The 22565-nt window shown below is 42.5% G+C and carries 17 protein-coding genes; 4 read left to right on the top strand and 13 right to left on the bottom strand.

The genetic code is table 11. From position 1 onward, the window contains the following. Nucleotides 1-51: 51 nt before the first annotated feature. The 10 genes from I2432_RS02820 to I2432_RS02775 form a co-directional block, all read right to left on the bottom strand. The gene (locus tag I2432_RS02820) at nucleotides 52-219 is read right to left on the bottom strand and encodes a class IIb bacteriocin, lactobin A/cerein 7B family (protein ID WP_012515168.1); all 168 of its coding nucleotides are present in this window, start codon (nucleotides 217-219) and stop codon (nucleotides 52-54) included. A gap of 22 nt (nucleotides 220-241) precedes the next feature. Further along, nucleotides 242-388, bottom strand: coding sequence for a hypothetical protein (locus I2432_RS02815; protein ID WP_021320464.1), 147 nt, complete (start codon nucleotides 386-388; stop codon nucleotides 242-244). Between the two features lie 13 nt (nucleotides 389-401). Beyond that, nucleotides 402-560: a hypothetical protein gene (locus tag I2432_RS02810; protein WP_021320463.1), complete on the bottom strand. Its 159-nt coding sequence runs from the start codon at nucleotides 558-560 to the stop codon at nucleotides 402-404. A 112-nt stretch (nucleotides 561-672) separates the two neighbouring features. Beyond that, entirely contained in the window at nucleotides 673-813 is a 141-nt protein-coding gene (locus tag I2432_RS02805) for a hypothetical protein (RefSeq protein ID WP_012515166.1), read from the bottom strand. Nucleotides 814-1165: 352 nt separating this feature from the next. After that, on the bottom strand, nucleotides 1166-2059 hold the full coding sequence (locus I2432_RS02800) for a helix-turn-helix domain-containing protein (RefSeq protein ID WP_024273139.1): 894 nt from the start codon (nucleotides 2057-2059) through the stop codon (nucleotides 1166-1168). A 557-nt stretch (nucleotides 2060-2616) separates the two neighbouring features. Then, on the bottom strand, nucleotides 2617-4620 hold the full coding sequence (gene metG, locus I2432_RS02795) for a methionine--tRNA ligase (protein ID WP_043030544.1): 2004 nt from the start codon (nucleotides 4618-4620) through the stop codon (nucleotides 2617-2619). 219 nt (nucleotides 4621-4839) lie between these two features. After that, a complete protein-coding gene (locus I2432_RS02790; RefSeq protein ID WP_206156377.1) occupies nucleotides 4840-5538 on the bottom strand; it encodes a YoaK family protein in 699 nt (232 codons plus the stop codon). A 385-nt stretch (nucleotides 5539-5923) separates the two neighbouring features. Further along, nucleotides 5924-7204 (bottom strand): SHIRT domain-containing protein, encoded by a 1281-nt coding sequence (locus tag I2432_RS02785; RefSeq protein WP_043036553.1) that lies wholly within the window; start codon nucleotides 7202-7204, stop codon nucleotides 5924-5926. Between the two features lie 534 nt (nucleotides 7205-7738). Beyond that, nucleotides 7739-9418: a hypothetical protein gene (locus tag I2432_RS02780; RefSeq protein ID WP_043030542.1), complete on the bottom strand. Its 1680-nt coding sequence runs from the start codon at nucleotides 9416-9418 to the stop codon at nucleotides 7739-7741. Between the two features lie 174 nt (nucleotides 9419-9592). Then, nucleotides 9593-14497: a S8 family serine peptidase gene (locus I2432_RS02775; RefSeq protein ID WP_206156379.1), complete on the bottom strand. Its 4905-nt coding sequence runs from the start codon at nucleotides 14495-14497 to the stop codon at nucleotides 9593-9595. A gap of 352 nt (nucleotides 14498-14849) precedes the next feature. Between I2432_RS02775 and I2432_RS02770 the strand changes: the two genes are divergently transcribed. After that, nucleotides 14850-15677, top strand: a complete 828-nt coding sequence (locus I2432_RS02770) for an exodeoxyribonuclease III (RefSeq protein WP_012515158.1) — start codon at nucleotides 14850-14852, stop codon at nucleotides 15675-15677. A gap of 77 nt (nucleotides 15678-15754) precedes the next feature. On the opposite strand, the gene I2432_RS02765 is transcribed toward I2432_RS02770, so the two are convergent. The 3 genes from I2432_RS02765 to I2432_RS02755 form a co-directional block, all read right to left on the bottom strand. Next, the gene (locus I2432_RS02765) at nucleotides 15755-16108 is read right to left on the bottom strand and encodes an arsenate reductase family protein (protein WP_014622436.1); all 354 of its coding nucleotides are present in this window, start codon (nucleotides 16106-16108) and stop codon (nucleotides 15755-15757) included. A gap of 3 nt (nucleotides 16109-16111) precedes the next feature. Next, on the bottom strand, nucleotides 16112-16624 hold the full coding sequence (locus I2432_RS02760; protein ID WP_012679132.1) for a methylated-DNA--[protein]-cysteine S-methyltransferase: 513 nt from the start codon (nucleotides 16622-16624) through the stop codon (nucleotides 16112-16114). 457 nt (nucleotides 16625-17081) lie between these two features. Beyond that, nucleotides 17082-17636, bottom strand: coding sequence for a GNAT family N-acetyltransferase (locus I2432_RS02755; protein WP_043983755.1), 555 nt, complete (start codon nucleotides 17634-17636; stop codon nucleotides 17082-17084). Between the two features lie 210 nt (nucleotides 17637-17846). On the opposite strand from I2432_RS02755, the gene I2432_RS02750 reads away from it, so the two are divergent. From I2432_RS02750 to I2432_RS02740, 3 genes are all read left to right on the top strand, one after another. Further along, complete coding sequence (locus I2432_RS02750) at nucleotides 17847-18476, top strand: copper homeostasis protein CutC (protein WP_043983756.1); 630 nt, start codon at nucleotides 17847-17849, stop codon at nucleotides 18474-18476. 455 nt (nucleotides 18477-18931) lie between these two features. Beyond that, a complete protein-coding gene (locus I2432_RS02745) occupies nucleotides 18932-20017 on the top strand; it encodes a hypothetical protein (protein ID WP_206156380.1) in 1086 nt (361 codons plus the stop codon). A gap of 393 nt (nucleotides 20018-20410) precedes the next feature. Next, entirely contained in the window at nucleotides 20411-22354 is a 1944-nt protein-coding gene (locus I2432_RS02740; protein WP_206158976.1) for a thioester-forming surface-anchored protein, read from the top strand. Nucleotides 22355-22565: the final 211 nt, after the last annotated feature.

Here is a 22565-nt window from a genome sequence, read left to right as displayed (position 1 = left end):
TACGTTTATAGACTCTAAACACGATAGTTGCAATTGTTTCGTACTTAGAAATTATTTTTTCTTCCCTTCAGTGTATCCAACAAAAGCTCCTGCTCCAAAAAGGGCAATCGCACCACCCGCTACCCATTTTGTGACATAAATAACTGCAGCAGTCTCCAATACCGCACCTCCAGTCATTTCCTTCAACTCTTGTTCTGATAAATTTACAAAATTTTCCATACTTTTTCTCCCTTTTATTATGTTAAAACCATTTTGCTAATGCATGTCCAAATTCTTTACCTATTTCAAAAATGGCATTTATAATACTTGGAGCAAAATACCATAGTAACAAGATAACTACAATTAAAATAATTAAATGATATAACGTTAAATTTTTTAGTTGCTCCATAATTTTCTACCCTTTAAATCCACTTTGCCAATGCACGGCCAAATTCTTTACCAGCGTTAAAAATAGCTTTGATAGGAGCTGCAATATCAAAGCCACCTCCAGTCATTTCCATCATTTCTGCTTCAGATAATGATACAAAATTCATGTTGTCTAGTGTTTCAAATCTAGTCATATTATTTTTCTCCTTATATTTAAATTTTATCTGTGTGTTACAGTATCTCTATTATCTATTTGAGACTCGAATATCTTTTATAGCTTCCTCCTTTTATTTTTAGTTTAATATGCTATTCAAAGAAACCAGCTACCCATTTAACTACCTTCATAGGTAAAACAACTGGTACCGGTACTGTCACAATTGGAGACCAAGCACCTCCTCCATTGGTGTTTTGTAATTCAGATTGACTTAAATTTTTAAATTGTTCCATCTATTCTCCTTCTTCAATTTCTATACGTGAAACTTCTATATGTCGGATTACTCCACCTGTATATTTGATTACCTCTTCTGCTCTAAGAGTTAAATATATAATCTTGAACAGTTCATGATTGATAGCAACCCTACATAACCTATCAAAGTCAGAGTTATTTTTTATGGTAATCTCTTTATGCTCGATAAAAATTTTTTTGATTTGATAACAAATAGATGATTGTATCATCCTGCAATCCAAATCAAAGCTGTAAGTATAATTGCTAGAATCATACCTTTGCTCCTTTCTTTTTAATTTGTCTCGTTTTTTATAATCTTATTATATTCAAAACATAAAAAAAGCAACATGACTTCTAAGTCAGGTTGCCTAAGTCCTCTAGTTTTTCTTTTTCTAGATTACTTACTAATACTGAATCATTAAGCATTCTTGCGAACATAATCGACTTATCGTATAACTCTATCGTCTTTTCAACATCTTTCCGCACTTGTAAATAATACTTTGCTTCAAAAGCATAGATAGCCGGCTTATGCTGAAAATTATTCGTTGTTTCCATAATTTCTCTAAAGACTTTCGTATACAAAAGATACTTCTCTGGTTCGACTTGTATCAGTATAGAAAGCAATATTTTTTCTAATACATATATGCGCTCAAAATCACTATAGTCAATGTACGACAGAACTTTTTGTGATAAATCATCAAAATAAGTTTTATCCTCCAAACCAACCGCACAACAAAAGAGATATAAGTCAATAATCAAAAGGTCATTATAGCTATGATACTTCTTTTTTAGAATCTGATGAAAATATTCCTCAAGTAAACTGATTCCAAACTCAGAATTTCTACTCGAAAAAACATCTAATCTAACTTGTAAAACCTCTACTAATAGCTGTTCCTCTTCTGGTAAATTATCATAAAACTCTTCATAAATTTCATTGAACATTGACTCATGGTGACGAATTCTCTCTTTATCGCCATAAGTATGAGATTTTATGAGTTTATTTTTCAATTCCAAATAGCGTTTAGGAATCTCTATTTTTTCATCAATTAAGTCCTGAACTGGAATACCAAGCTTCTCTGACAGAAAGATTATCTTAGGTAATGTAATCATAGCTTGTCCATTCTCAATACGCGCCAACTGTCGTATTGTCAATTCAGATTCATCATCACAAATATCTATCTGAGTGAATCCTTTATCTAAGCGTGCTGTACGAATCCTTTTGCCAATCTCAATCTTAATATCTCCCACTAAAATAAATTCTCCTATACTTTCATATATTCTAAATTATAACAAAATTTTTTATTTTTAAAAAATAATGAAATGATATAGTAATTACCTACTTTCACTACTCTCTTCATAGGTCTTCTGGGTGAAATTGGAAGCCACAAATAATGAATCCGACATACGGATTTGAGACTTAGATGCCATCTCCCTTAGCATCTTCCTCTCAGAAGGTAATAAAGTAAATAAAATCAAGGCGACACCTCAAATAACTCTAATAGCTTTGTTGAGCATCTTTCAAAATAAACTAGCCAATCTGATTCATTGTTCGTTCACACGTTAACACTAGCATCGTCATACAAGGCTGTGGCGCAGTAGCAGTTTAAAGAGATATCAGTCAAAAACGTCACTTGATTCACATATCCATTTCTTTCTTTTTAATCATTATATACCATTTTTGAAAGAGCACTTCTGTCTAAAGCATTGTTGTTTATTTCGTTTTTAAGACACCAAAAATCCCGTATGCTCCTGCTAATCAATCTATTAGCAAGACCCATACGGGATATTGTCATCTAAAAGCCCAATCAGCCAATAATCGCACCATTTGGCACACTCGGGTCAACCGTCAGCACTGTCAGCTTGCCATCATGCTCTGCTGACAAAAGCATGCCCTGACTGATATATTTTTTCATCATTTTTCGCGGCTTGAGGTTGGCAACAATTTGCACCTTCTTGCCGACGAGCTCTTGTTCATTTGGGTAATAGGCTGCAATACCTGACAGGATTTGACGGTCTTCGCCATCACCAGCATCTAATCTAAAGCGCAGCAGTTTTTCAGAGCCTTCAACTCGTGATACCTCTTTTACCTCTGCTACACGAAGCTCTATAGCATCGAAGGCCTCAAAAGTAATCGTATCCTTTTCAGACTTAAGGGCTACCTTTTCAGGATCCCAGTCTGCTTCTTGCGGCTTAGCTGTACTCATTTTCATTTGCTCTTTGATATAGTTAATCTCTGCTTCCATATCAAGACGAGGAAAGATCGGCTCTCCTTTGGCAACAACCGTCACACCTGTCGGAAGATCTGCTAAATCAAGCTCTTCCAGATGATATTTGGCACCGAGACCTAGCTGCTCCATCATAGCAGCTGAGGTTGTCATCATAAATGGCTGAATCAAATGAGCCACCACGCGCAGACTTGCAGCTAAATGTGCCATCACACTGGCTAGCTGCTCCTTACTATCAGCTGCTTTGGCAAGCACCCAAGGAGCTGTCTCGTCAATGTATTTGTTCGTGCGTGAAATAATCGTCCATACGGCCTCTAAGGCACGTGGGTAATCAACAGCCTCCATTTGCTTGTGGTATTCGGAAATATGATCAGCCACAACCTGCTCCAGATCCGCATCAAAGGCTGTAACGTTTTTGACATAAGCAGGAACCCTGCCGTCAAAGTATTTATTAATCATGGCAACTGTGCGGTTCAAAAGGTTACCAAGGTCATTAGCCAGCTCATAATTAATCCGACCAACATAATCCTCTGGGGTAAAGGTGCCATCAGAGCCAACCGGCAAGGAACGCATGAGGTAATAACGCAGAGGATCAAGACCAAAACGCTCAACCAGCATTTCAGGGTAAATCACATTTCCCTTTGATTTAGACATTTTACCATCCTTCATGACAAACCAGCCATGAGCAATCAAACGCTCTGGCATTGGTAAATCAAGCATCATCAACAAAATTGGCCAATAAATGCTGTGGAAACGCAAAATATCCTTACCAACCATATGGAAAACCCTACCACTCCAGAACTTATCGAAGTTAGCATGATCCTTCTGACCGTAGCCTAGTGCTGTTGCATAGTTTAAGAGAGCATCGATCCAGACATAAACAACGTGTTTAGGATCTGATGGTACAGGAACTCCCCAGGTAAAGGTTGTTCGACTCACCGCTAGATCCTCCAGACCTGGCTCAATGAAGTTTTTAAGCATTTCATTCATGCGACCGTCCGGCTGAATAAAATCAGGCTGAGCCTTAAAGAAGGCAACCAATCTATCCGCATACTTGCTCAGGCGTAAAAAATAAGATTCTTCAGAGACCCATTCGACCTCATGCCCTGATGGTGCCACACCACCAATGACCTTGCCAGCTTCATCGCGATAAACCTCAGCTAACTGACTTTCTGTAAAAAATTCCTCATCTGAAACAGAATACCAGCCTGAATAGGTCCCTAAATAAATATCATCCTGCGCCAGCAACCTCTCAAATACAGCAGCAACCACCTCCTCATGATAGTCGTCAGTGGTGCGGATAAACTTATCATAAGAGATATCAAGGAGCTTCCATAGTGCCTTGACTTCCTCAGCCATGCCATCAACATAAGCTTGAGGGGATAAGCCGGCTTCTTGTGCCTTATCCTGAATCTTTTGACCATGCTCATCAAGACCAGTCAAATAAAAAACATCATAACCCATCATACGCTTATAGCGAGCAAGAACATCACAGGCAATCGTAGTATAGGCGGAGCCAATATGAAGCTTACCTGACGGGTAGTAAATAGGAGTTGTAATATAAAATGGTTTTTTCTTAGTCATCTTACGTCCTTTCAAGGCTAATGAAACCTTTCTAATTCAGGGATCAGGGCAATACCCATTCCCAAGCTGAGTCCTGTCAGCTATCAACTGACATTATACCACAATTTTAGCATAAAAAATGATCACTTACCCTATTAACCGCTGCCTCCCCTTGATAGTCAATAGTAAAAAACAAACAGTCACCAAAAACTATAAGAGGAGGATATCAATTAGTGAGCTTCAATCATTTTTCAATGATACCTGATGATGATAAAATTCCTGTGCTAAGAGGTAGTTCACGTAGCACAATGGAATCAGCATGGGAGATAAGGCATACTCACCATAGGATAGTGATAAGAGAGTAGAACAGACCACTCCAAGGGCAAAGGAGAGGATAATAATCAAGGTATTGCGACCAATATGGACTAGCTCTTTGTTGTTCTCATATAGTCCCTTTGTCAATAGGTAGGCAGCATTTTTAATATTGCCAGTCATCATCACATTTGCATAGCTTGCACCACGCAAGGTTTTAAAGGTATCCACCTGAATTGACGCAAAAAAAGCTAGAGCTGAAACTGTAAAAAATGACGACAATAAGGGGGTTAGGATTGCTGTCACAAGAGCAATCAGGGTCAAGATAAAGCTAGACAAAAGATACCAATGCAAACCATGCTTATTGGCCCAGCGATGCATAAAGTAGGTAAAGGCCTGTCCAATCATAAAAACAATGATAGGCAGTAAAAATTGCATAGCTTGGTCAAACTGGCGCTCAGAAAGACGAATCGCAAAGGATAAGAGATTACCTGTCTGAACCCCTGCAAAGCGCCTGCCTTGCGTCATGTAGGTAAAGGCATTGACATAACCACTGATAAAGCAAAGCATCATGGCGCACCTTAAGCCCTCATATACCTGATACGTTTTTCGTTTCCTCTTTGACATACTTGCCTTCCTTAATGTGATTCCAAAAGAAAAATACTGACAAACAGTATTTGATGTGATTATTAGGAGGATAAGCTAAGCTCAATTGCCCTTGATCACAGATAGTCACCAAAGCAAGTTCTGCAGCTAGACTCGGTAAGTCCCCCAAATACAGCTTTAGTATAGCATAGGCAGTCTCTTTTATCAAGATGCTTTGCAGGATCAACTAACACCATAAGACTAACCATTAGCCAAAAAGTACTCACCCTCTATGAGGACAAGCAGGTAAACCTGATAAAAAAACTAAAAAGCCACCATTTCTGATGACTTCTTAGTCGGCCTCTTCAACAACTTGTAGCTTACACAAGCTATAACGCTAAGGACAGCCTTTCATTGGAGCACAACATTAGTCTTCCTTGCGTTTTGTTGACACAACAACCACACCTGCACTTGCCATAACTGCAAGAGCTGCCGCTGTGAAGAATGGATGTGTTGCTTCACCTGTTGATGGAAGCTTCTTAGCTTCTTGCTTAGGTGCTGGTTTCTTCTCTTCCTTCTTAGCTTCAGGTTTTGGAGCTGGTTTAGGTTGAGGTTTTGGCTCTGGCTTAGGCTCAGGTTTTGGCTCTGGCTTAGGCTCAGGTTTTGGTTCTGGCTTAGGCTCAGGTTTTGGCTCTGGCTTAGGCTCAGGTTTTGGTTCTGGCTTAGGCTCAGGTTTTGGCTCTGGCTTAGGCTCAGGTTTTGGCTCTGGCTTAGGCTCAGGTTTTGGTTCTGGCTTAGGCTCAGGTTTTGGTTCTGGCTTAGGCTCAGGTTTAACCTCTTCGTACACATAAACCACACGAAGATCGCCTTCTAGAGTTGTACCAGTTTCACTAGGTGAGCCCTCTTGAAGCTTCTTGAACTTGTAGACCTTACCATCTTTTTCAATCTTATCAAGACGAAGTGAGGTAGTATCGTACGCTTCACCCGGCAAGCCTTGTGATACCGCAACAGTTTCCCCTAAAACATTACCCTCTGTATCCACATATGACACAAGAACGTTAGCATTAAACGGAACAAATTCCCAATCACCAATTAAGGTAATATCGCCATCACCTGGTGCAGTGTAGCCTTCTGTAAGCTTAGTTTCGCCATCATTTGTGTAGCGTGACCAGCCAGTAAATCTCCATTCACCAGTTGCAGTTCTGACATTACCATAGGTTGGTAATGGAACCTTTTCGCCCTTCTTAACCACTACAGAGTCTGGCATTTTAGCAGCATCAAGAAGCTCCTGTGGTAAGGTAATGCCTTGCTTGTTACCGAAAATGTAGATAACTGTACTCTTTTCTTTACGAAGAGCTTCGTTAGCTGCTTCTTCCCAACGTCTGGCTGCTTCTTCTTCGGCACGTCTTTGTCTCTCTGCTTCTGCTTGAGCTTCTGCCTTTGCTGTAGCAGAAGCAAGTAAAGCTGAAAATTCTTCAGGCTGAACTTTATCTTTCATTTCCTTTTTAAGAGCTTCCAGATCTACCATTCCAGGATATTGAGCCGATAAAGCACTCAGTTTAGCTTCTGCATCTTTTTTTAGTGCAGCAGTAGTAGCCCTTGTCGTCGCAGCCGATACAGAAGCTGTACCAACTAACAAGGCTGCAGATACTGAAGCTAGTCCGAAAGCCGACTTACGAAGATAGTACTTCATTTCTTTTTTTGCCATTTTTATTCCCCTTTAAATATAATGGACATAATGTCTCCTAATTATCAATGACAGATAATTATACTTTTATTATAAAAGGTATTTTCTGTTTAGTCAAGATTAAACTGTTTCTTGTACATTTCTGTTATTTTACAGTTATATGTCACATCCGACTTGGTTTAATTTTTCTGAAAAACCTATAGGTAAGGCGTTTCAAGCACTCTTTGATGACAATATAATATCACAAAACATTAATCATATGATAATTATCATTTTTAATTATTAGAATTTTTAATCAAAACTATCCTACAATCAGCTGTTTAGCCATTTTAAAAGGCAAACAAAAACCATGCCACATTGCAATGACATGGTTTTCTTCAAGAAAGGAGCGAGCTTTGGTTTGGTACTTTCTACAACTGATCTCCAATAGCAGCTGCTCCTCGTTAGTCCCTGAGCCACAGGTGACTGAGCTTTCCTGCGGCTACTCTGATAGTACCAGCTACTCTTACAACTGCATAAAGCAGTGGCTGCCAGCCAAGCTAAAGCTAAACAATATTACTCTGTTATAGCTTGGTCTGCTGACGAGCTCTCAATGGTCATGTGATTGAGGTAGTTGTCATCAGCCAGCTGAGCCTTAAACTGGTCTCCGACCTTTAGGAAAGGCAGACGGTCACTAGTTTCACTGCTTGCCTTGATTTTATAAATCTGACCCTTGGAGGAAATGTAATAAACCGTTGTTCCTGAGATAATCTGGCTGGCCAATTGCTCCACCTGCCCAGTAATCATCTTGACCTTCTGATCATTGGTGTCTGACACTGACAGCGAGCTTGTGTCCTTATCTGTGAATTGTGAGATTAGGGTCTGAATGTCATTATTCACTGTTACCTGCTGATAATCCTCTGCATCAACCAAGGCATAGGATTTTATCAGACCAGCCCCGTCCTTCAATGAGATAAGGTAATAAGCCTTGTCATTTAACTTGACTAGGGTTGGTGCAGTTGCAGTGTATTTTTTCTCCTGAACCTCACCCTCGGCTGATTTCATGGCAGAGGCCTCTGTTGCAGAAGGCAGCTTATAGTTAGTGATCTCTCTTGTACGCATGTTAACCAAAATAAAGCCTAGGTTTGACGAATCAGCTGTTGCTGAGGTGATTCCTGTATAGAGATAAATGTCTGAGCCGATGGTAATGTAGTTATAACTGTCTGTTGTTTGCTTGACATCTGTCTGGCTAAAGACAGTGTTCCAATAGCCCTTTTGATAGGTGTAATAGTCATTAACCCTTTCTAAGACATTATCAGCAGAATAGACACGATCAACCCATTTTGGAACGTCCTTTAGCTCATAGTATTTAGACTTGCCGCTAACCGCATCTAGCAGGATAACACCTGTCGGCTCCTGAGAGGACAGGCCAAATTTCGGAGCGTAGGTTGTTGCGACATAGTAAGGGTTACCGTCGTCATCAACTTCAAATGACGGGTCTGAAAAAATGGTCATCGGGTATTGGAAGCGCAAATGCCTCATTGTATCTCTAAACATAAATTCAGAATGAGAATACTTCATAGGCTGCTTTAACTTGACTAGCTCTGCCTTACCAGTTGTCTGATTGACCTTGACATAATAGCCAATACCGTCCTTACGATTGGTTAGCCATTTCCAGAAGGATTTGTACTCTAAGGGAGAGACACGATAAGGGAGCTTGCCGATCGTAATCTGACGGTATTCATCAGAAATACCAAACTGTGATACCTTATCAATGGTCCCAAGATAGGTATCTCCAATCTTCTCAGCCGAATCTCGGTCCAAAAGCGCCAAGGCTGACAGATCCGTATCCGGAAAATCCTTGTTAAAATCAGCGTCCTTTACCTTAATCACATGAGCATAGGACTTAGCACGAAACATTCTAGTGTTAACAGCTAGCAGCAAGGACAAGCCAGCAATGATAACAGCAAGGGCAAGACCAAGCCACTTTATGCCACCGGTTAATTGCTTGAGTGAAAGACCTGAGGTCACGTCCTTGCGGCCAGACTTTTGCGTGAAAAAGCTGGTCACTGTTTTTTTCAACCCAAACAAGGACAGGATAAAAAGACTCACCATCGCCAAGATAAGCGCAAGAATCACGAAAAACCAAAATTCTAAGCTCATCACGTTCATTGGCGGCAAATAAATCCAGTAAAAGCCAGCCAGGATCAAGCTGTCTAAGCCAATCAGCACCAAAGAAGCAACTTTTTTTGTCATACTAATCTCCTCGTCACACCCTAAGGCTATCAGGGGTATTCAATATCTTCTCACCGCTATTGTACCACATTTCCCCTCAAAATATGACATCTCAGCCAGACATTTTTATCAGCTCTTAGAGCACCTCAGCTAGAGTGATCAATACAGCTGACAGGCTACGCTCATAGAGCTTGCTTAGTACTTCTTTTGACGCTGGCAAGAGCCTGCTGCTCCAAGACTGAGCAAGCCTAGCAGGACTAGATTGACCGCTGCTTGCTCACCCGTTGATGGTAGGACTTGGGCTTTTTTAACTGCTTGTGCTGTTAGGGCAGAGCTAGTGATTGATGAGCCGGTATAATGAGTCAAGCCTCCAGCCTGATGTTCTAGCTGAGGCTGCTTAGCTTTGATAACCTCAAAGGTAAGCTCAATCACGCCATTATGTGATACCTCTAGACCTCCTTGACCGATTAGCTGATAGCCCTCCGGTAGCTCAACGAGGACCTCATAGCTTCCTTGTCGCAGTGTTTTACCATAGGCACTTGGAACATAGAGAGACGGAGCTAGAGAAATCAACTGACCATTTGCTGCTTTCAGGCTGACCCTGCTGCCTTCTGGCAAGACTTGGTTAAACAAGAGCCAAACAGAAGCCACAATAGGCCTTGTCATCTCAAAGGCAACTGAAGCAAGCCTTGTATCCGCATCTAGACTAAAGCTAACCAAGTTGTCAGACCTTAGCTCAAACAGATGATTGTCATAAGCCAAGAGCTCAACGGTGTAGCGTCCAAATGGCAATATCAAGCTATTAGCTGAGCTATTGAAATAATCCAGCTGCTCGATTGGCTTGCCCTGCTCATCACGAATAAGATAAGTAAAGGCTGGCTCTTTTTTGTTCTCAAGCACATCAAGTGCCAAGGCAACGGACACTACTCCCTTGTCTGGTCCTACAGCTCGCAAAGCAGCTAAGCTCATATAAGCAATCTGACCTGCCTCGTCTTCCACTAGATAATAATAATCTGCTTCTGCAACGCCTTCAACCTTAGGAATGGTGTAGGTGCCGTCTGCATTTTGAGCAATCATCACCTTATTATCCTTGAATCTGATCAGCTGATCTTCGACAGTTAGATCAAACTTGCGTCCATCTTTCTTGACAAGGTAGAAGACCTCTTCTCTAACAATACCTATTGGACTTTGTCCCTTGCTTGGTCCCGGACGAAAGACCTCAGTAGCACCATCAGCTTGGAAGCTGGCTGGCGTAATGACTGGCTTTTGATGGCTGACTGTCACCCCATAGGTCTCTGCTTGAGGCATACCATTAGCGTCTAGATAAGAAACAACATAGCGATAATGTCCTGCCATCACCCTAGCTCCTGAGGCTCTTGTGCCATACCAAGCGGTGCTGTCAACATTAGCCACGCTTGCACCTGGTTGGCTAGACCAGATTGGGCTTGTCATAGCTGTATCCTCCTGGGCAAAGACCGTTACCTTTAGATCTTGATACACTTGATGTGGCAAGCCCTTGAATGCCACAAAATCCTTGTTTCCATCATCATTCGGCGAGATGACAGCGGTTTGACCTAAATTAGCCAAACGACTCTGTGGTCTATTGCGGCTAATAATGAGAAGCTCTGCTTCATTTGTCACCAGTCCTGTATCTGCAGCAGTCATATTGAGGTTATCACTGTAGCCCAGCTGATGCTGAGCATTAATATCAGTTAGGGGCAATGCCAACTCAGCCTGACTGATTTTTTCTGGCAAGTGATTTCCCAGCTTAGCAATGGCAACATTGCCTGCAAAATCCTCGACCATGTAATAAAAATCACCAAGCGCCACCTGATCAACTGGCAGGACAAAAGAGCCATCTGCTAAGCGCTCAACAAACTGCTTATTGTCTGATACGGTCACATACTTTAAGCCATCATTAATGGTAATCGTATAAGGCTTGTCATCCTTTGTTTCCAAGTAAAAAACACTATCTCGAAGAATACCGGCCTGACCGCGATCAAGCCACTGGGACGGTCTGAAGCGATGGGTCACAGGGTTATAGCTTGCTGTTCCTAGTTCCGGCTTTTGACGGTCCACAATCACCTCAAAGACCATTTCTTGACGTTTCGCTCCTACCACATCTGGATAATAAGAAACCACATAATGGTATTTGCCATCTGGTAGGTCAGCTCCGGTCAGCGATTTACCACTAAAGCCTGTTTCTAACAGCGTTGTTGACTTGGCAAAGCGAATATCACTGTTAAAGTTTTTATCCCCCTGAAGGGCTGATGGGCTCGTCCAGAGCAACTCCTTACGGTCTGTATCTGTTGCCTTATAGACACTGGCGTGCAGGCCTTGGTATTTACGTAAGAACACCCCCTTGAAGGCAGCAAAGTCTTGATTGTTGTCGCCATTTGGAGAGATAGCCAACACAGGATAGCCAGCTGCATTTCGCTCCAACACAAATTTACCGTCTTTATTGCGAAAGGTTCCTAGTGTGTGCAAGCCATTGTCAGCAATAGTAGTCATAGAGACATTGGTATCTGTACCAACAGTCACCAGCCCGGTAAAATGATTGCCAACATAAATCTCGTCCCTTAGCCCTGAGCTGTCAAAATAAAAGCCAGTTTTTCCTTGAGCCTTTAGCTCATAAATAGAGGCTTCAACAACAGGTAGGTTTTCAAAGGCTCCCTTAAAGCCAACAAATGGAATGTTGATGTTATCCTTATGCTCGTCCTTACTATCCACAAAGCGAACAAAGCCCTCAAGGTAATAGCCATTTGGCATTTGCTTAGAGAGTTCCTCTGTAAAGCTTGAGGCATCTAGGGTAATGGTAATGGTCTTGTGTCCTTGAGCAGGTACGTCAACCTGTTCTCCCTGATAGGTTTTCAGAGATCTTGAACGTAAGGCAAAACGTCCTTCCTTAGTATCCACCTGATCAGTCAACAATTCTGTCTGGTAGCGCAGCGACTTAGCCTGATTAGACAAGTTATGAATTGTCACCTCAAAGCTTATTTGATCAGTCACATTTCCAAGAGAAATACTGCCATAGTTGTCTTTACCTGTCAGGTACAGACCACTGGTTACCGCGGCCTCTATATTCAAGAGCCCTGCTCCCTGCTGGCGTGGTGACGTGGTGGTATTGGTCTTAGGGTTGACGTGAACTTGAGCATTACTCATCAGTATATTTTTGACCAGATCTGCTAGCTTATCCTTGGCAAGCTGTGGTTGAAGCGCTTCTAGATATTGCTTGACCAAAAGGCTTGCCCCTGCAATGTGTGGGGTTGCCATACTAGTTCCTGACTGGCTACCATAGTGATCATCGTTGAAGGTCGAGTAAATATCTCCACCTGGAGCAGTGATGTCAGGCTTCAAATAGCCATCTGAGGTCAAGCCCCAGTTAGAGAAATAGTTCATCTCATTTCCCTTTTGGCTAATGGCCTTAGAGACCTCAGCATCAAAGGTCAGAGTGCCTGTTCCATCGCCATTTAAAGCAGCCATTGCCATGCCAAATTCATAAGAGATAAAGGCAGATGGCAGCACCATTCCCTTTGAACTCAGACGCATGGTTCGGTTAGCCTTGCCTGGCTCATTGTTAAAGATCAAGACCCCGACTGCACCATACTGCTTGGCCTCTGCTATAATATCGTCGTATTTCCGATTAGGATCACGCTGCACCAAGACAATCTTGCCACTCACTTCGCGTTCTTGGTAGCCTTCTTTTGTCAAAGCTTTGACATAAACAAATGAGTATGGCACATCAAAGCCAAGACTAGTCTTAATGTCCTTGAAATCAACAGATTCCAAATAGATAGCCTTTCCATGATTTAAGTCAGCTCTATCTTTCAAGCCCTCCACCGTCATCAGACGCTCTATAATCACTTTGTTATTAATAGACGCAACTGAGGTAGGAGTCCGACCTGCTGATGGAGCCCCCACTAAGCCATAATCAGGATTTGTCACCAACGGGTCTGCATGATCTGACCCAAAGGCACGCTCATTACCTGCAGCAACGACCACAGAGACACCAGCCTGCCTTGCCTTTTCGATAGCTGCCATCAGGGCACGATTCCCATTCAATTGAGACCCATTGGCCGAGCCCAGACTTAAATTAATCACATCAGCACCCAGTGCCACAGCATCTTCAATGGCTTTGATAAACAAGGGATCTCCAGTTCCCATCAAATCATGGGTAAAAACCCGCATAAACATGACCTGAGCCTCCGGAGCAATGCCTAAAAAGCGTTCTCCTGCTGCGGCAGCCTTTAGGCCATTTCCAGCTGCAATGCCTGTCACATGCATGCCATGCGATTCATATTTGCTGTCATCATCTGTATCTTGCCAGTCAATGATAGTTCCTCCTGATGTGTCATCAAGCTTGATAACCGTTTCCTGAGGTGCCTCTATTGACTGCGGACGGTTCCTCCTAATATCAATCTGCTGCACAATCACATCAAAATCCAAATCGCCAAGGCCCTCAAACGGATCGTCCTTTATCTCCTTTACCTTATCATTGTTTTCCACATAGTTGTGGGCAAAGACTACCTTATCGCTTAGCCAGACACCGTACTGAATGCCTGCTGCTTTTTTGCGCTGGTCAATATCTGCCTTTGATGTAAACTTAGCAGCTGCTGGGTTTGTAATGCGCATGGCATGGTGACTAGCGTCAATACCAGTATCAATAACAGCAATAACCTTACCTTGACCCTTATAGCCTCTATTCCAAGCTCCTTCTGTTTTTATCCAGCGGTGAGTATCCATATTTACTGGAGGTAGCTCGCGCGATTCTTCTTGCTGCTTGACTGACTGATTAGTTTGCGTTAGCGCTTCCATTTCGGAAGGAACTAATCCAGGCTCCGTTGCTTCCTCTGTCTTTTCCTCTGCTTTACTTGACTGGCTGTCGATGTCCTGAGCATTAACAGCAGCTCCCTCACTAGCCTGAGAGACAGATAGCACCTCCCTTGATTCTTGATGTTGTCCTGCTGACACGTGAGCTGAGCTAACTCCCTGCTCCTCAGCCGCAACTGATCCTATTCCTGTCAGAAAAAGGATTCCAATCAACACAGAAACCATTCCTGATTTATATTTCCTCAGTGAGAAGCGTTCTTTTTTCTCCACTTGATGTCCTCCTAGATTTATTAAAAAAGGTTATTTTAAACAAATGATTCATTTATGTTTTAATCAATAATGTCTAAGCTATTTAACCATTTTTTAATCGCAAAAGCAATAAGACTAGAAGCTCTCAGTTTATGTCATTTTTTAATCATTCAACTCACTGAAATGAAGCCTCTCAGAACCTGTCTCATCAACAGATAAGGCTAAACTCAGCCGCTAGACTTCAAAAATGTCACACCATTTTTAGACATTACCTGTCCTCATACCTATAACAGAACCAAGCTTCCACAGTCGCCTTGGCCTTATTTTTTTGTTACAATATAGGTTAAGATTATCATTTAGAAAGCGAAGAAAAATGAAACTCATCTCATGGAACATTGATTCTTTAAATGCTGCCCTCACTGGTGAATCTCCTAGAGCCCTCTTATCACGCGCTGTGCTTGATACTCTCGTGGCACAAGACGCTGATATTATCGCGATTCAAGAGACAAAGCTATCTGCCAAAGGCCCTACCAAGAAGCACCTTGAGAGCTTGCTTGGCTATTTTCCTAATCATCTCAATGTTTGGCGTTCATCTGTTGAGCCGGCCAGAAAAGGCTATGCCGGAACCATGTTTCTCTATAAAAAAGAGCTCAATCCCATTGTCACATTCCCAGATATCGGAGCTCCTACCACTATGGACGCTGAAGGGCGCATTATCACCCTAGAATTTGACGATTTCTTTGTCACACAGGTCTACACTCCAAATGCTGGTGATGGGCTTAGACGCTTGGAAGAGCGCCAACTCTGGGATCAAAAATATGCCGACTACCTAGCCCAGCTCGATGCCCAAAAGCCTGTTTTGGCTACTGGTGATTACAACGTTGCCCACAAGGAGATCGACCTGGCTAACCCAGCTAGCAACCACCGCTCTCCGGGCTTTACAGATGAGGAACGGCTTGGCTTTACTAACCTGCTTAACCGAGGGTTTACGGATACCTTTCGCTTTATTCATGGCGATATTCCAAACGTTTATAGCTGGTGGGCACAGCGCAGCAAGACCAGTAAATTGAACAATACCGGTTGGAGAATTGATTACTGGCTCACGTCAAATCGGTTGATTGATAAGGTTAGTCGCTCAGAGATGATTTCCTCAGGAGAACGTCAGGACCACACACCAATTTTATTAGAAATTGACCTATAAGGTCAGAGGCATTCGGACAAATCAGTCCAAGCATCAAAAAAAAACGGCTCTCCAAGAGAACCGTTTTTTTTAATCGCTTAAAGACCTAGATCCTTATAGGCTGTTCGATACCCCACCTGCAAGACCTGATTATCCTGTAAGAGGATCGGCCGCTTAATCAGCATGCCATCTGTTGCCAAAAGCTCTGCTGCCTCCTCGATGCTCAGTGAATTAACCTTATCTTTAAGCCCAAGCTCACGATAACGCATACCACTGGTATTGAAAAAGCTTTTGAGGCTATAATCTGAATGCTCTAGCCATTGTTTCAGCTGCTCAGCTTTAGGGGGATTGGCCTTAATATCAATGACATCAACCTCAGAAACCAAGGTCTTTAGCTCAGCAAGAGCTTTTTGACAGGTACTACACTTTGGGTATTGGTAAATGGTAATCATCAGTTACTCCTTATTAACACTAATTTGCTCGTGCCTGAGCAACCAGGCCTTCTTTTCAAGTCCTCCAGCATAGCCAATCAAGCGACCATCAGCAGCCAGTACACGATGACAGGGAATAAAAATACTTAAAGGATTACGTCCTATGGCACCACCAACAGCCTGAGCCGAACGACACTGCAGGCGCTTGGCAAGCTCACCATAGCTCAAGGTCTCTCCCCATCTTATCGTCTGCAATTCTCGCCAAACAGCTCGCTGAAAATCAGTACCCTGTGGAGATAAGCAATCAAGCATGGGATAGGGCTTCCTCTCAAAGTAAGCGTCAAGCCACAAACAGGCTCTTTTTAACAGGGCATGCTGCTCCTGCCAGATGGGCTGCACTTTAATCCCAGCCTGAAAATACCTTTGACCTTCAAACCAGGCTCCTATTAAAGCAACATCAGTCGCAACCAAGGATATTTTTCCTAAGGGCGATTGATACACACACTCGTACAATGGCAAGATCTGACCTCCCCACATAATAGCTTATTCCCTTGACTATTTATTATAAGAAAAAGCCTAGCTAAAGGCAAGAAGGAGCCCTCTGACACCACAACAAACGCATGAAAAAACAATAGCGGCTCTTTCAATGCTGCCATACAATCGTTAGTGTCAAAAGTCGCTTACTATACAGCTGTCCCCCTTGAAAAACGAAGCTGGAAAGACACAACATGCTAAAGCTGTTTCACGCGCTGGTGCCTGATTAGATGTTGTTCTAATTAAAGGCCAATGTTCTGATTAAAAAGTCATTCCATGCGCTAATACCTACTCAAATAAAAACACATAGCGTGGGGCTAGACCAATCTCTCACAGGTCATCAGATAGCTCGTCTATAAGCTGCATTTTATCACATTGGGATAGGCAGACATATTTACCGGCTCAGTCTTGCTTGCCTGATAGCTAACTAAAGGCCTCATGAGCTTCTTCTGGTCCTATATCAATAGCTATAGCGGCTATCCTCGCTAGTCTCCTGATAAGCGGCTCTTTCATGGCTTTTCTTTATTTTTTGATAGGCTAAGCGCTCGCCATCAATCGGTACCTTGCCACAATAAACAAAGCCTAGCTTTTCAATGATATGCCGCATGACCTGATTATGCTCATGAGTATCTATCCGAAAATCTGGCCCATGCTGCCCCTCAATGAGCCCTTGCAAAAAGGTCTGAGCAAGCCCTTGACCAGTCCTATCACTCAGTACCGCCACACGATGAAAGGTCACATAACGGCGGTGATTATGCTGCCATTTCCCATCATAAATCCTGTCATAGGCGTCCTCTTGGCCATCAATAACAGCCGCATAAGCAACAATCTGCCCCTCAAGCAAAGCCACATAGCCCTGCCCTTGCAACACATCAGCAGCAATATCCTGATAAGCAGGATAACCATCGTCCCCCTGCCACTGACTAGAGCCTGATTGGGCTAAGGCAGACTTAGCTGAATTGATCACTGTCATGATCTGACTAAGCTCATTAGGAAAAGCAAGTCTAATCTCCATCGTTCACACTCACAATCTATTCTGATTTGATGATGCTATGCTACCGCAAAAAGCCTTACACCTTGTCACTCTGCTAGGGACACCTCATAGCGGTATGCCTGCTTCTCATCTCAGCTGAGTATAGCATAATAGTCATCATTTGACAAAAAGCCTCTTCAAGGATTGCCAGCAATCATGCTATAATAAAGTAAATCACAAAGGAGAACCATTATGATTAAAGAATTTTGTGCTGAAAACCTAACCATGCTAAGCCAATTGACCAGCCAGTCAGTCAATCGCGTTGAGCTCTGCGACAACCTTGCAGTCGGTGGCACCACCCCCTCTTATGGCGTCATCAAGGAAGCCTGCGACCTCTTACATGACAAGCAGATTAGTGTTGCAACAATGATCCGCCCAAGAGGGGGTAATTTTGTCTATAACGACATCGAATTACGTGCCATGGAGGCAGATATCTTAAAGGCTATCGAAGCAGGAACTGACGCCTTGGTCATGGGCTTGCTGACTAAGGACAACCAGCTTGACACCGACGCTATCGAACAGCTCCTACCAGCTACACAGGGACTCCCTCTGGTCTTTCACATGGCCTTTGACCTGATTGCTCGTGACCAACAAATCGCAAGCATAGAACAGCTCATCGACTATGGTTTTGTACGAATCCTGCTTCATGGCTCAAGCGATACCAGATCCATCTATGAAAACATTGACCATATCAAGCAGCTAGTCAAGGCTGCTCGAAATCGTATCGAAATCATGATTGGCGGTGGTATCACAGCTGACAACTGCCAAGAGCTAAGCCAACTAACAGGAACAGCTATTGTGCATGGCACAAAAATCATCTAAGCATCAGCTCAAGTGAAGAAAAAAGTATTCCTTAAAAGGGGGCAAATAATAGCTGCCACTCTCGTTGAAGGCTATGCTTGAGCCTTTGAACTAGGCTCCTAGCAAACTAATAGCATAGGACCTTCACTGCCTTTACATCAAAAAGGCTGCCGTCCAGAAAAAGAGAAAGCCACACATTGATAGAAAACCATAGCTGGCTCTACTACTATCAGTATCTATCATCAGCTTCTGAGCTGCCTAAAAGCTTTGGTTAGTATTAAAAAACAGATAACTTTTTTCTAAATTAAAACATAAAATAAGCAATTATAGGAAATCATTAGTGAATCATTATTCATTTCCTATTGATTATTGTGATATTATAAACAAAGAGCGCTTTCTTTTTATTTTTAAGCTACTTAATCATTTAGACTTTAGGTTTATGTTTACCATCCTACCTATAAGAATTGGAATAAATAATGATGATAAGGTATTTTTATAAGCTATTGCTGACGATATTGATACTAGCATTAGGAGGATTTTCCCTATCTGCTTGCCACTCCAAGATTAGTAAGCCCTATCAAGTCGCTATTTTTGACAAGGATCATGTTAGGACCTTTATGGAAAAAGCTGACAGTCTGGTGCCTGTTGAGACTGTCTCTCGAACACAACACAAGCTATTTGAGCGAGAAAGCTTTAAGCAGGCAAATCAGGGATATTTTGCAAAGACAAGAGAGGGAAATGATCTTAAGATCCTGTTAACTCACATTGATCAAGCAAGCCTAGAAGAAAAGGTTCTTCATGCTGATGGCAATGACGCCTACACCTCTACAACTGATGGTGATTACTTTTACACAACAGCTGTCTTTGCCGATCGTATTGACTGCTACAAGTATGACTGCCACCTGAAAAAACAGGCTCACAAGTCTATCCCAAACCGAGACACCATTAATGCCAGCAATCAGTTTCTGGTGATTGATGACGCTCTGTACCTGCTTGTCAGTGCTGTAGACATCAAGAGTCAGCAACCCAAAACTGAGCTATGGAAAATGGACAAATCCTTTACTATCACTGATCGGATAGATCTGGACGAAAGCACTGCCTATCTGCGCATGGTCAACGTCGGACGAACCCTTTACATTACTCAGGCTGCTGATGGCATTTTAGAAACTGGAGAACCTAGACCTGGTAACAAGGTGATGACCTATGACTTAGATAGCGGTCAAAAGTCCTACCTCATGCTTCATGTCAACAGTCCTAGAGCCATTTACCACCATGCCAAAACCAATGAGCTTATCATCGAAAATGATCAGCATTATAATCCTGACTTTGCATGGACCATCTACCAGCTAGATACCGGAGAGGAAAGAACCATTCGCTTTGAGGAGCTAGCCGGTCAGGAGACAAGCTCTCCCTACTTTATGATGACCTCAAGCAGCTACTATTTCCTCTTTCCCAAAAAGCTTTACCGATACGATTGCAGCAGCCATCAGATGACCTGCATCAACCTAGATCAATACGGTGTGACGCACGCCCATGCCATGATCGCTAAGCCCACACCATAAATCACAATAAGCCTAATATCCACACCCCAATGGTTAGACAAAACAACTCATCATGGGGTGTTTTCTTATGGATTCTCAACGTCAGTAAGGCCTATTTGTATGAGCTAATGAATAGACCATTAATCATTAAGCAACCGCCCAGCCTGTGCATACAGCTCGTGAGTTGTAAGAACCATTAGCCTCCCAATAACAATGCTTTTCTAGCCTTATATAAGTCTTGTTGATGTGTAACAATATCAGACAATTTCGATTTTAATTAAAAAAAAAAAAAAACGAAACTACGGAGAGCAATTGTCAGAAAGCTATTCACAGCCCGCAGGCGTCGTGCTAAAGTATTGTCTGGAAAAAGAAAGGTTTAGGAATGATTATACCTAAACTCAAAGGAGAGAAACAATGAGAAAAACAATGAAGAAGATGCTAGCAGCCTCGACGCTCTGTATCATCATGTCAGGCAGCTTCATCAGCGGATCAGCCAGAGTGTTGGCGGAGGAATATTATGGGTGGGAAGATGGAAAACATGAAAATCCTTCATTTCTATATGTAACACCTGCAATTAATTCAGTTAGAGATTTGAGTAAGCAACGTGTAGTTTATTGCTTTAACAAAACAAAATTTTACCCAGATCCTTGGGAAGAACGATTTCATAATGTTTCGAGTATACATAATGGTTTACCAGTATATGATAGAATCTCAGGAGATGATAATACATTTAAAAGCAATGCTTCAAATTTTAGAAATACTGTCCCAGAAATTACAAAAACTTTGGTTTCTCTTTTAAGCAAGGGATATCCTAATTCTAATCTTGGCTTATCAGATTCTTCAGCAAGGAAAGTCACTCAATTAGCCATATGGTATTTTACTGATAGTTACCCTAAAGAAAGTTTCCGTACCAATTATGGTTTGACTGAAACAGAAGAACAAAAATTATTTGAACTAATAACCATAGGCGAAAAAGCGGAATTAAATAAAAAACAGACATTAGATTTATACATTTATAAATCTGGTGGTTATAAAAAATATGGATATCAAAATCTTCTTGGCACACATTTAATTTCTAAATCTCCGGTTCCTGATATACCATACAAAGAAAATTGTCAGTGCTATAAATTAACATTTGAAGCTGGGCGACAAGGATATAACAACGGCTACTGGATTATTACTTATAATGACAAGAATAAAAATGGAAGATATGATAAGGATTTAAACGAAGAGATTGACAGAATATTTATCAAACATGGTCTAGATGGTCCACGTGGGGAAAAAGGAGATCCTGGTAAACCTGGACGTGATGGACTAGATGGCAAACCAGGTGAAAGAGGCGAGCGCGGCCCTAAAGGTGATACTGGACCACAGGGACCTAGAGGTGACAAAGGAGAAACCGGAGAACGTGGGCCTAAAGGTGAAAAAGGTCTAGACGGTAAGCCTGGTGAAAAGGGTCCTAAAGGCGATACAGGAAAAGATGGTGCTCCTGGACGTGACGGACAAAATGGTAAAGACGGGCAGCCTGGGCCTAAGGGTGATCCTGGAAAAGATGGAGAAAATGGTAAAGATGGGCAACCTGGGCCTAAGGGTGAAAAAGGGGACCCTGGGCAACAAGGCATTCCTGGTCCCAAAGGGGACCCTGGTAAAGACGGACAAGATGGTAAGGACGGGCAGCCTGGGCCTAAGGGTGAAAAAGGGGACCCTGGGCAACAAGGCATTCCTGGTCCCAAAGGGGATCCTGGTAAAGACGGACAAGATGGTAAGGACGGGCAGCCTGGGCCTAAAGGTGAAAAAGGAGACCCTGGGCAACAAGGCATTCCTGGTCCTAAGGGTGATCCTGGAAAAGATGGAGAAAAAGGCGAACGTGGGGAGCAAGGACCTCAAGGCGAACGTGGGGAGCAAGGACCTCAAGGCGAACGCGGGGAGCAAGGACCTCAAGGCGAACGCGGGGAGCAAGGACCTCAAGGCGAACGCGGGGAGCAAGGACCTCAAGGCGAACGCGGGGAGCAAGGGCCTCAAGGCGAACGCGGGGAACAAGGACCTCGTGGAGAAAATCCTACTCCTACCCCAGATCCAATGCCACATCCAATGCCTGACCCTGCACCTAAGCCAATGGACCCTAAACCAGAACCTAAGCCTACACCTCAACCAGAGACAAAACCTCAACCTAAACCTGCGCCTCAGTCAGAAGCTAAACCTCAAAAACCAACCAAGCCATCAACCATTACTAGCCAATCTAGCGGCAAATCACTGCCAAAAACAAATGACACAGGCAGCTTGATCACAGTATTGGGAACAGGCTTACTCTCTCTTCTCGGATTAGGCTTCCTAACTAGACGCAAAAGAAAGCAATAACTAAAACACTACCCATAGCCTTTTAATCATTGGCTATCAACTAGATGACAAAAAAGCTAATCGTTTTACTCCGAACGATTAGCTTTTTTGCATTCCCTATTGTTTGGCCTCAATACTATTTTTCCAGCTTTAGACTGGTTTTGCTAACCCAAAATAATATCAGACAATTTACGTTTTAATTAAAAAAAAAACGAAACTACGGACGCCAATT

Source organism: Streptococcus equi subsp. zooepidemicus (assembly GCF_015689395.1).
Lineage (GTDB): Bacteria > Bacillota > Bacilli > Lactobacillales > Streptococcaceae > Streptococcus > Streptococcus equi.
This window is presented reverse-complemented; position numbering and strand designations above follow the sequence as displayed.

What these genes read in the sequence shown, in the direction of transcription:
- I2432_RS02820 (WP_012515168.1), bottom strand. Translation starts at nt 219, where the DNA reads ATGGAAAATTTTGTAAATTTATCAGAACAAGAGTTGAAGGAAATGACT.
- I2432_RS02815 (WP_021320464.1), bottom strand. Translation starts at nt 388, where the DNA reads ATGGAGCAACTAAAAAATTTAACGTTATATCATTTAATTATTTTAATT.
- I2432_RS02810 (WP_021320463.1), bottom strand. Translation starts at nt 560, where the DNA reads ATGACTAGATTTGAAACACTAGACAACATGAATTTTGTATCATTATCT.
- I2432_RS02805 (WP_012515166.1), bottom strand. Translation starts at nt 813, where the DNA reads ATGGAACAATTTAAAAATTTAAGTCAATCTGAATTACAAAACACCAAT.
- metG (WP_043030544.1), bottom strand. Translation starts at nt 4,620, where the DNA reads ATGACTAAGAAAAAACCATTTTATATTACAACTCCTATTTACTACCCG.
- I2432_RS02790 (WP_206156377.1), bottom strand. Translation starts at nt 5,538, where the DNA reads ATGTCAAAGAGGAAACGAAAAACGTATCAGGTATATGAGGGCTTAAGG.
- I2432_RS02785 (WP_043036553.1), bottom strand. Translation starts at nt 7,204, where the DNA reads ATGGCAAAAAAAGAAATGAAGTACTATCTTCGTAAGTCGGCTTTCGGA.
- I2432_RS02780 (WP_043030542.1), bottom strand. Translation starts at nt 9,418, where the DNA reads ATGACAAAAAAAGTTGCTTCTTTGGTGCTGATTGGCTTAGACAGCTTG.
- I2432_RS02770 (WP_012515158.1), top strand. Translation starts at nt 14,850, where the DNA reads ATGAAACTCATCTCATGGAACATTGATTCTTTAAATGCTGCCCTCACT.
- I2432_RS02765 (WP_014622436.1), bottom strand. Translation starts at nt 16,108, where the DNA reads ATGATTACCATTTACCAATACCCAAAGTGTAGTACCTGTCAAAAAGCT.
- I2432_RS02760 (WP_012679132.1), bottom strand. Translation starts at nt 16,624, where the DNA reads ATGTGGGGAGGTCAGATCTTGCCATTGTACGAGTGTGTGTATCAATCG.
- I2432_RS02755 (WP_043983755.1), bottom strand. Translation starts at nt 17,636, where the DNA reads ATGGAGATTAGACTTGCTTTTCCTAATGAGCTTAGTCAGATCATGACA.
- I2432_RS02750 (WP_043983756.1), top strand. Translation starts at nt 17,847, where the DNA reads ATGATTAAAGAATTTTGTGCTGAAAACCTAACCATGCTAAGCCAATTG.
- I2432_RS02745 (WP_206156380.1), top strand. Translation starts at nt 18,932, where the DNA reads ATGATGATAAGGTATTTTTATAAGCTATTGCTGACGATATTGATACTA.
- I2432_RS02740 (WP_206158976.1), top strand. Translation starts at nt 20,411, where the DNA reads ATGAGAAAAACAATGAAGAAGATGCTAGCAGCCTCGACGCTCTGTATC.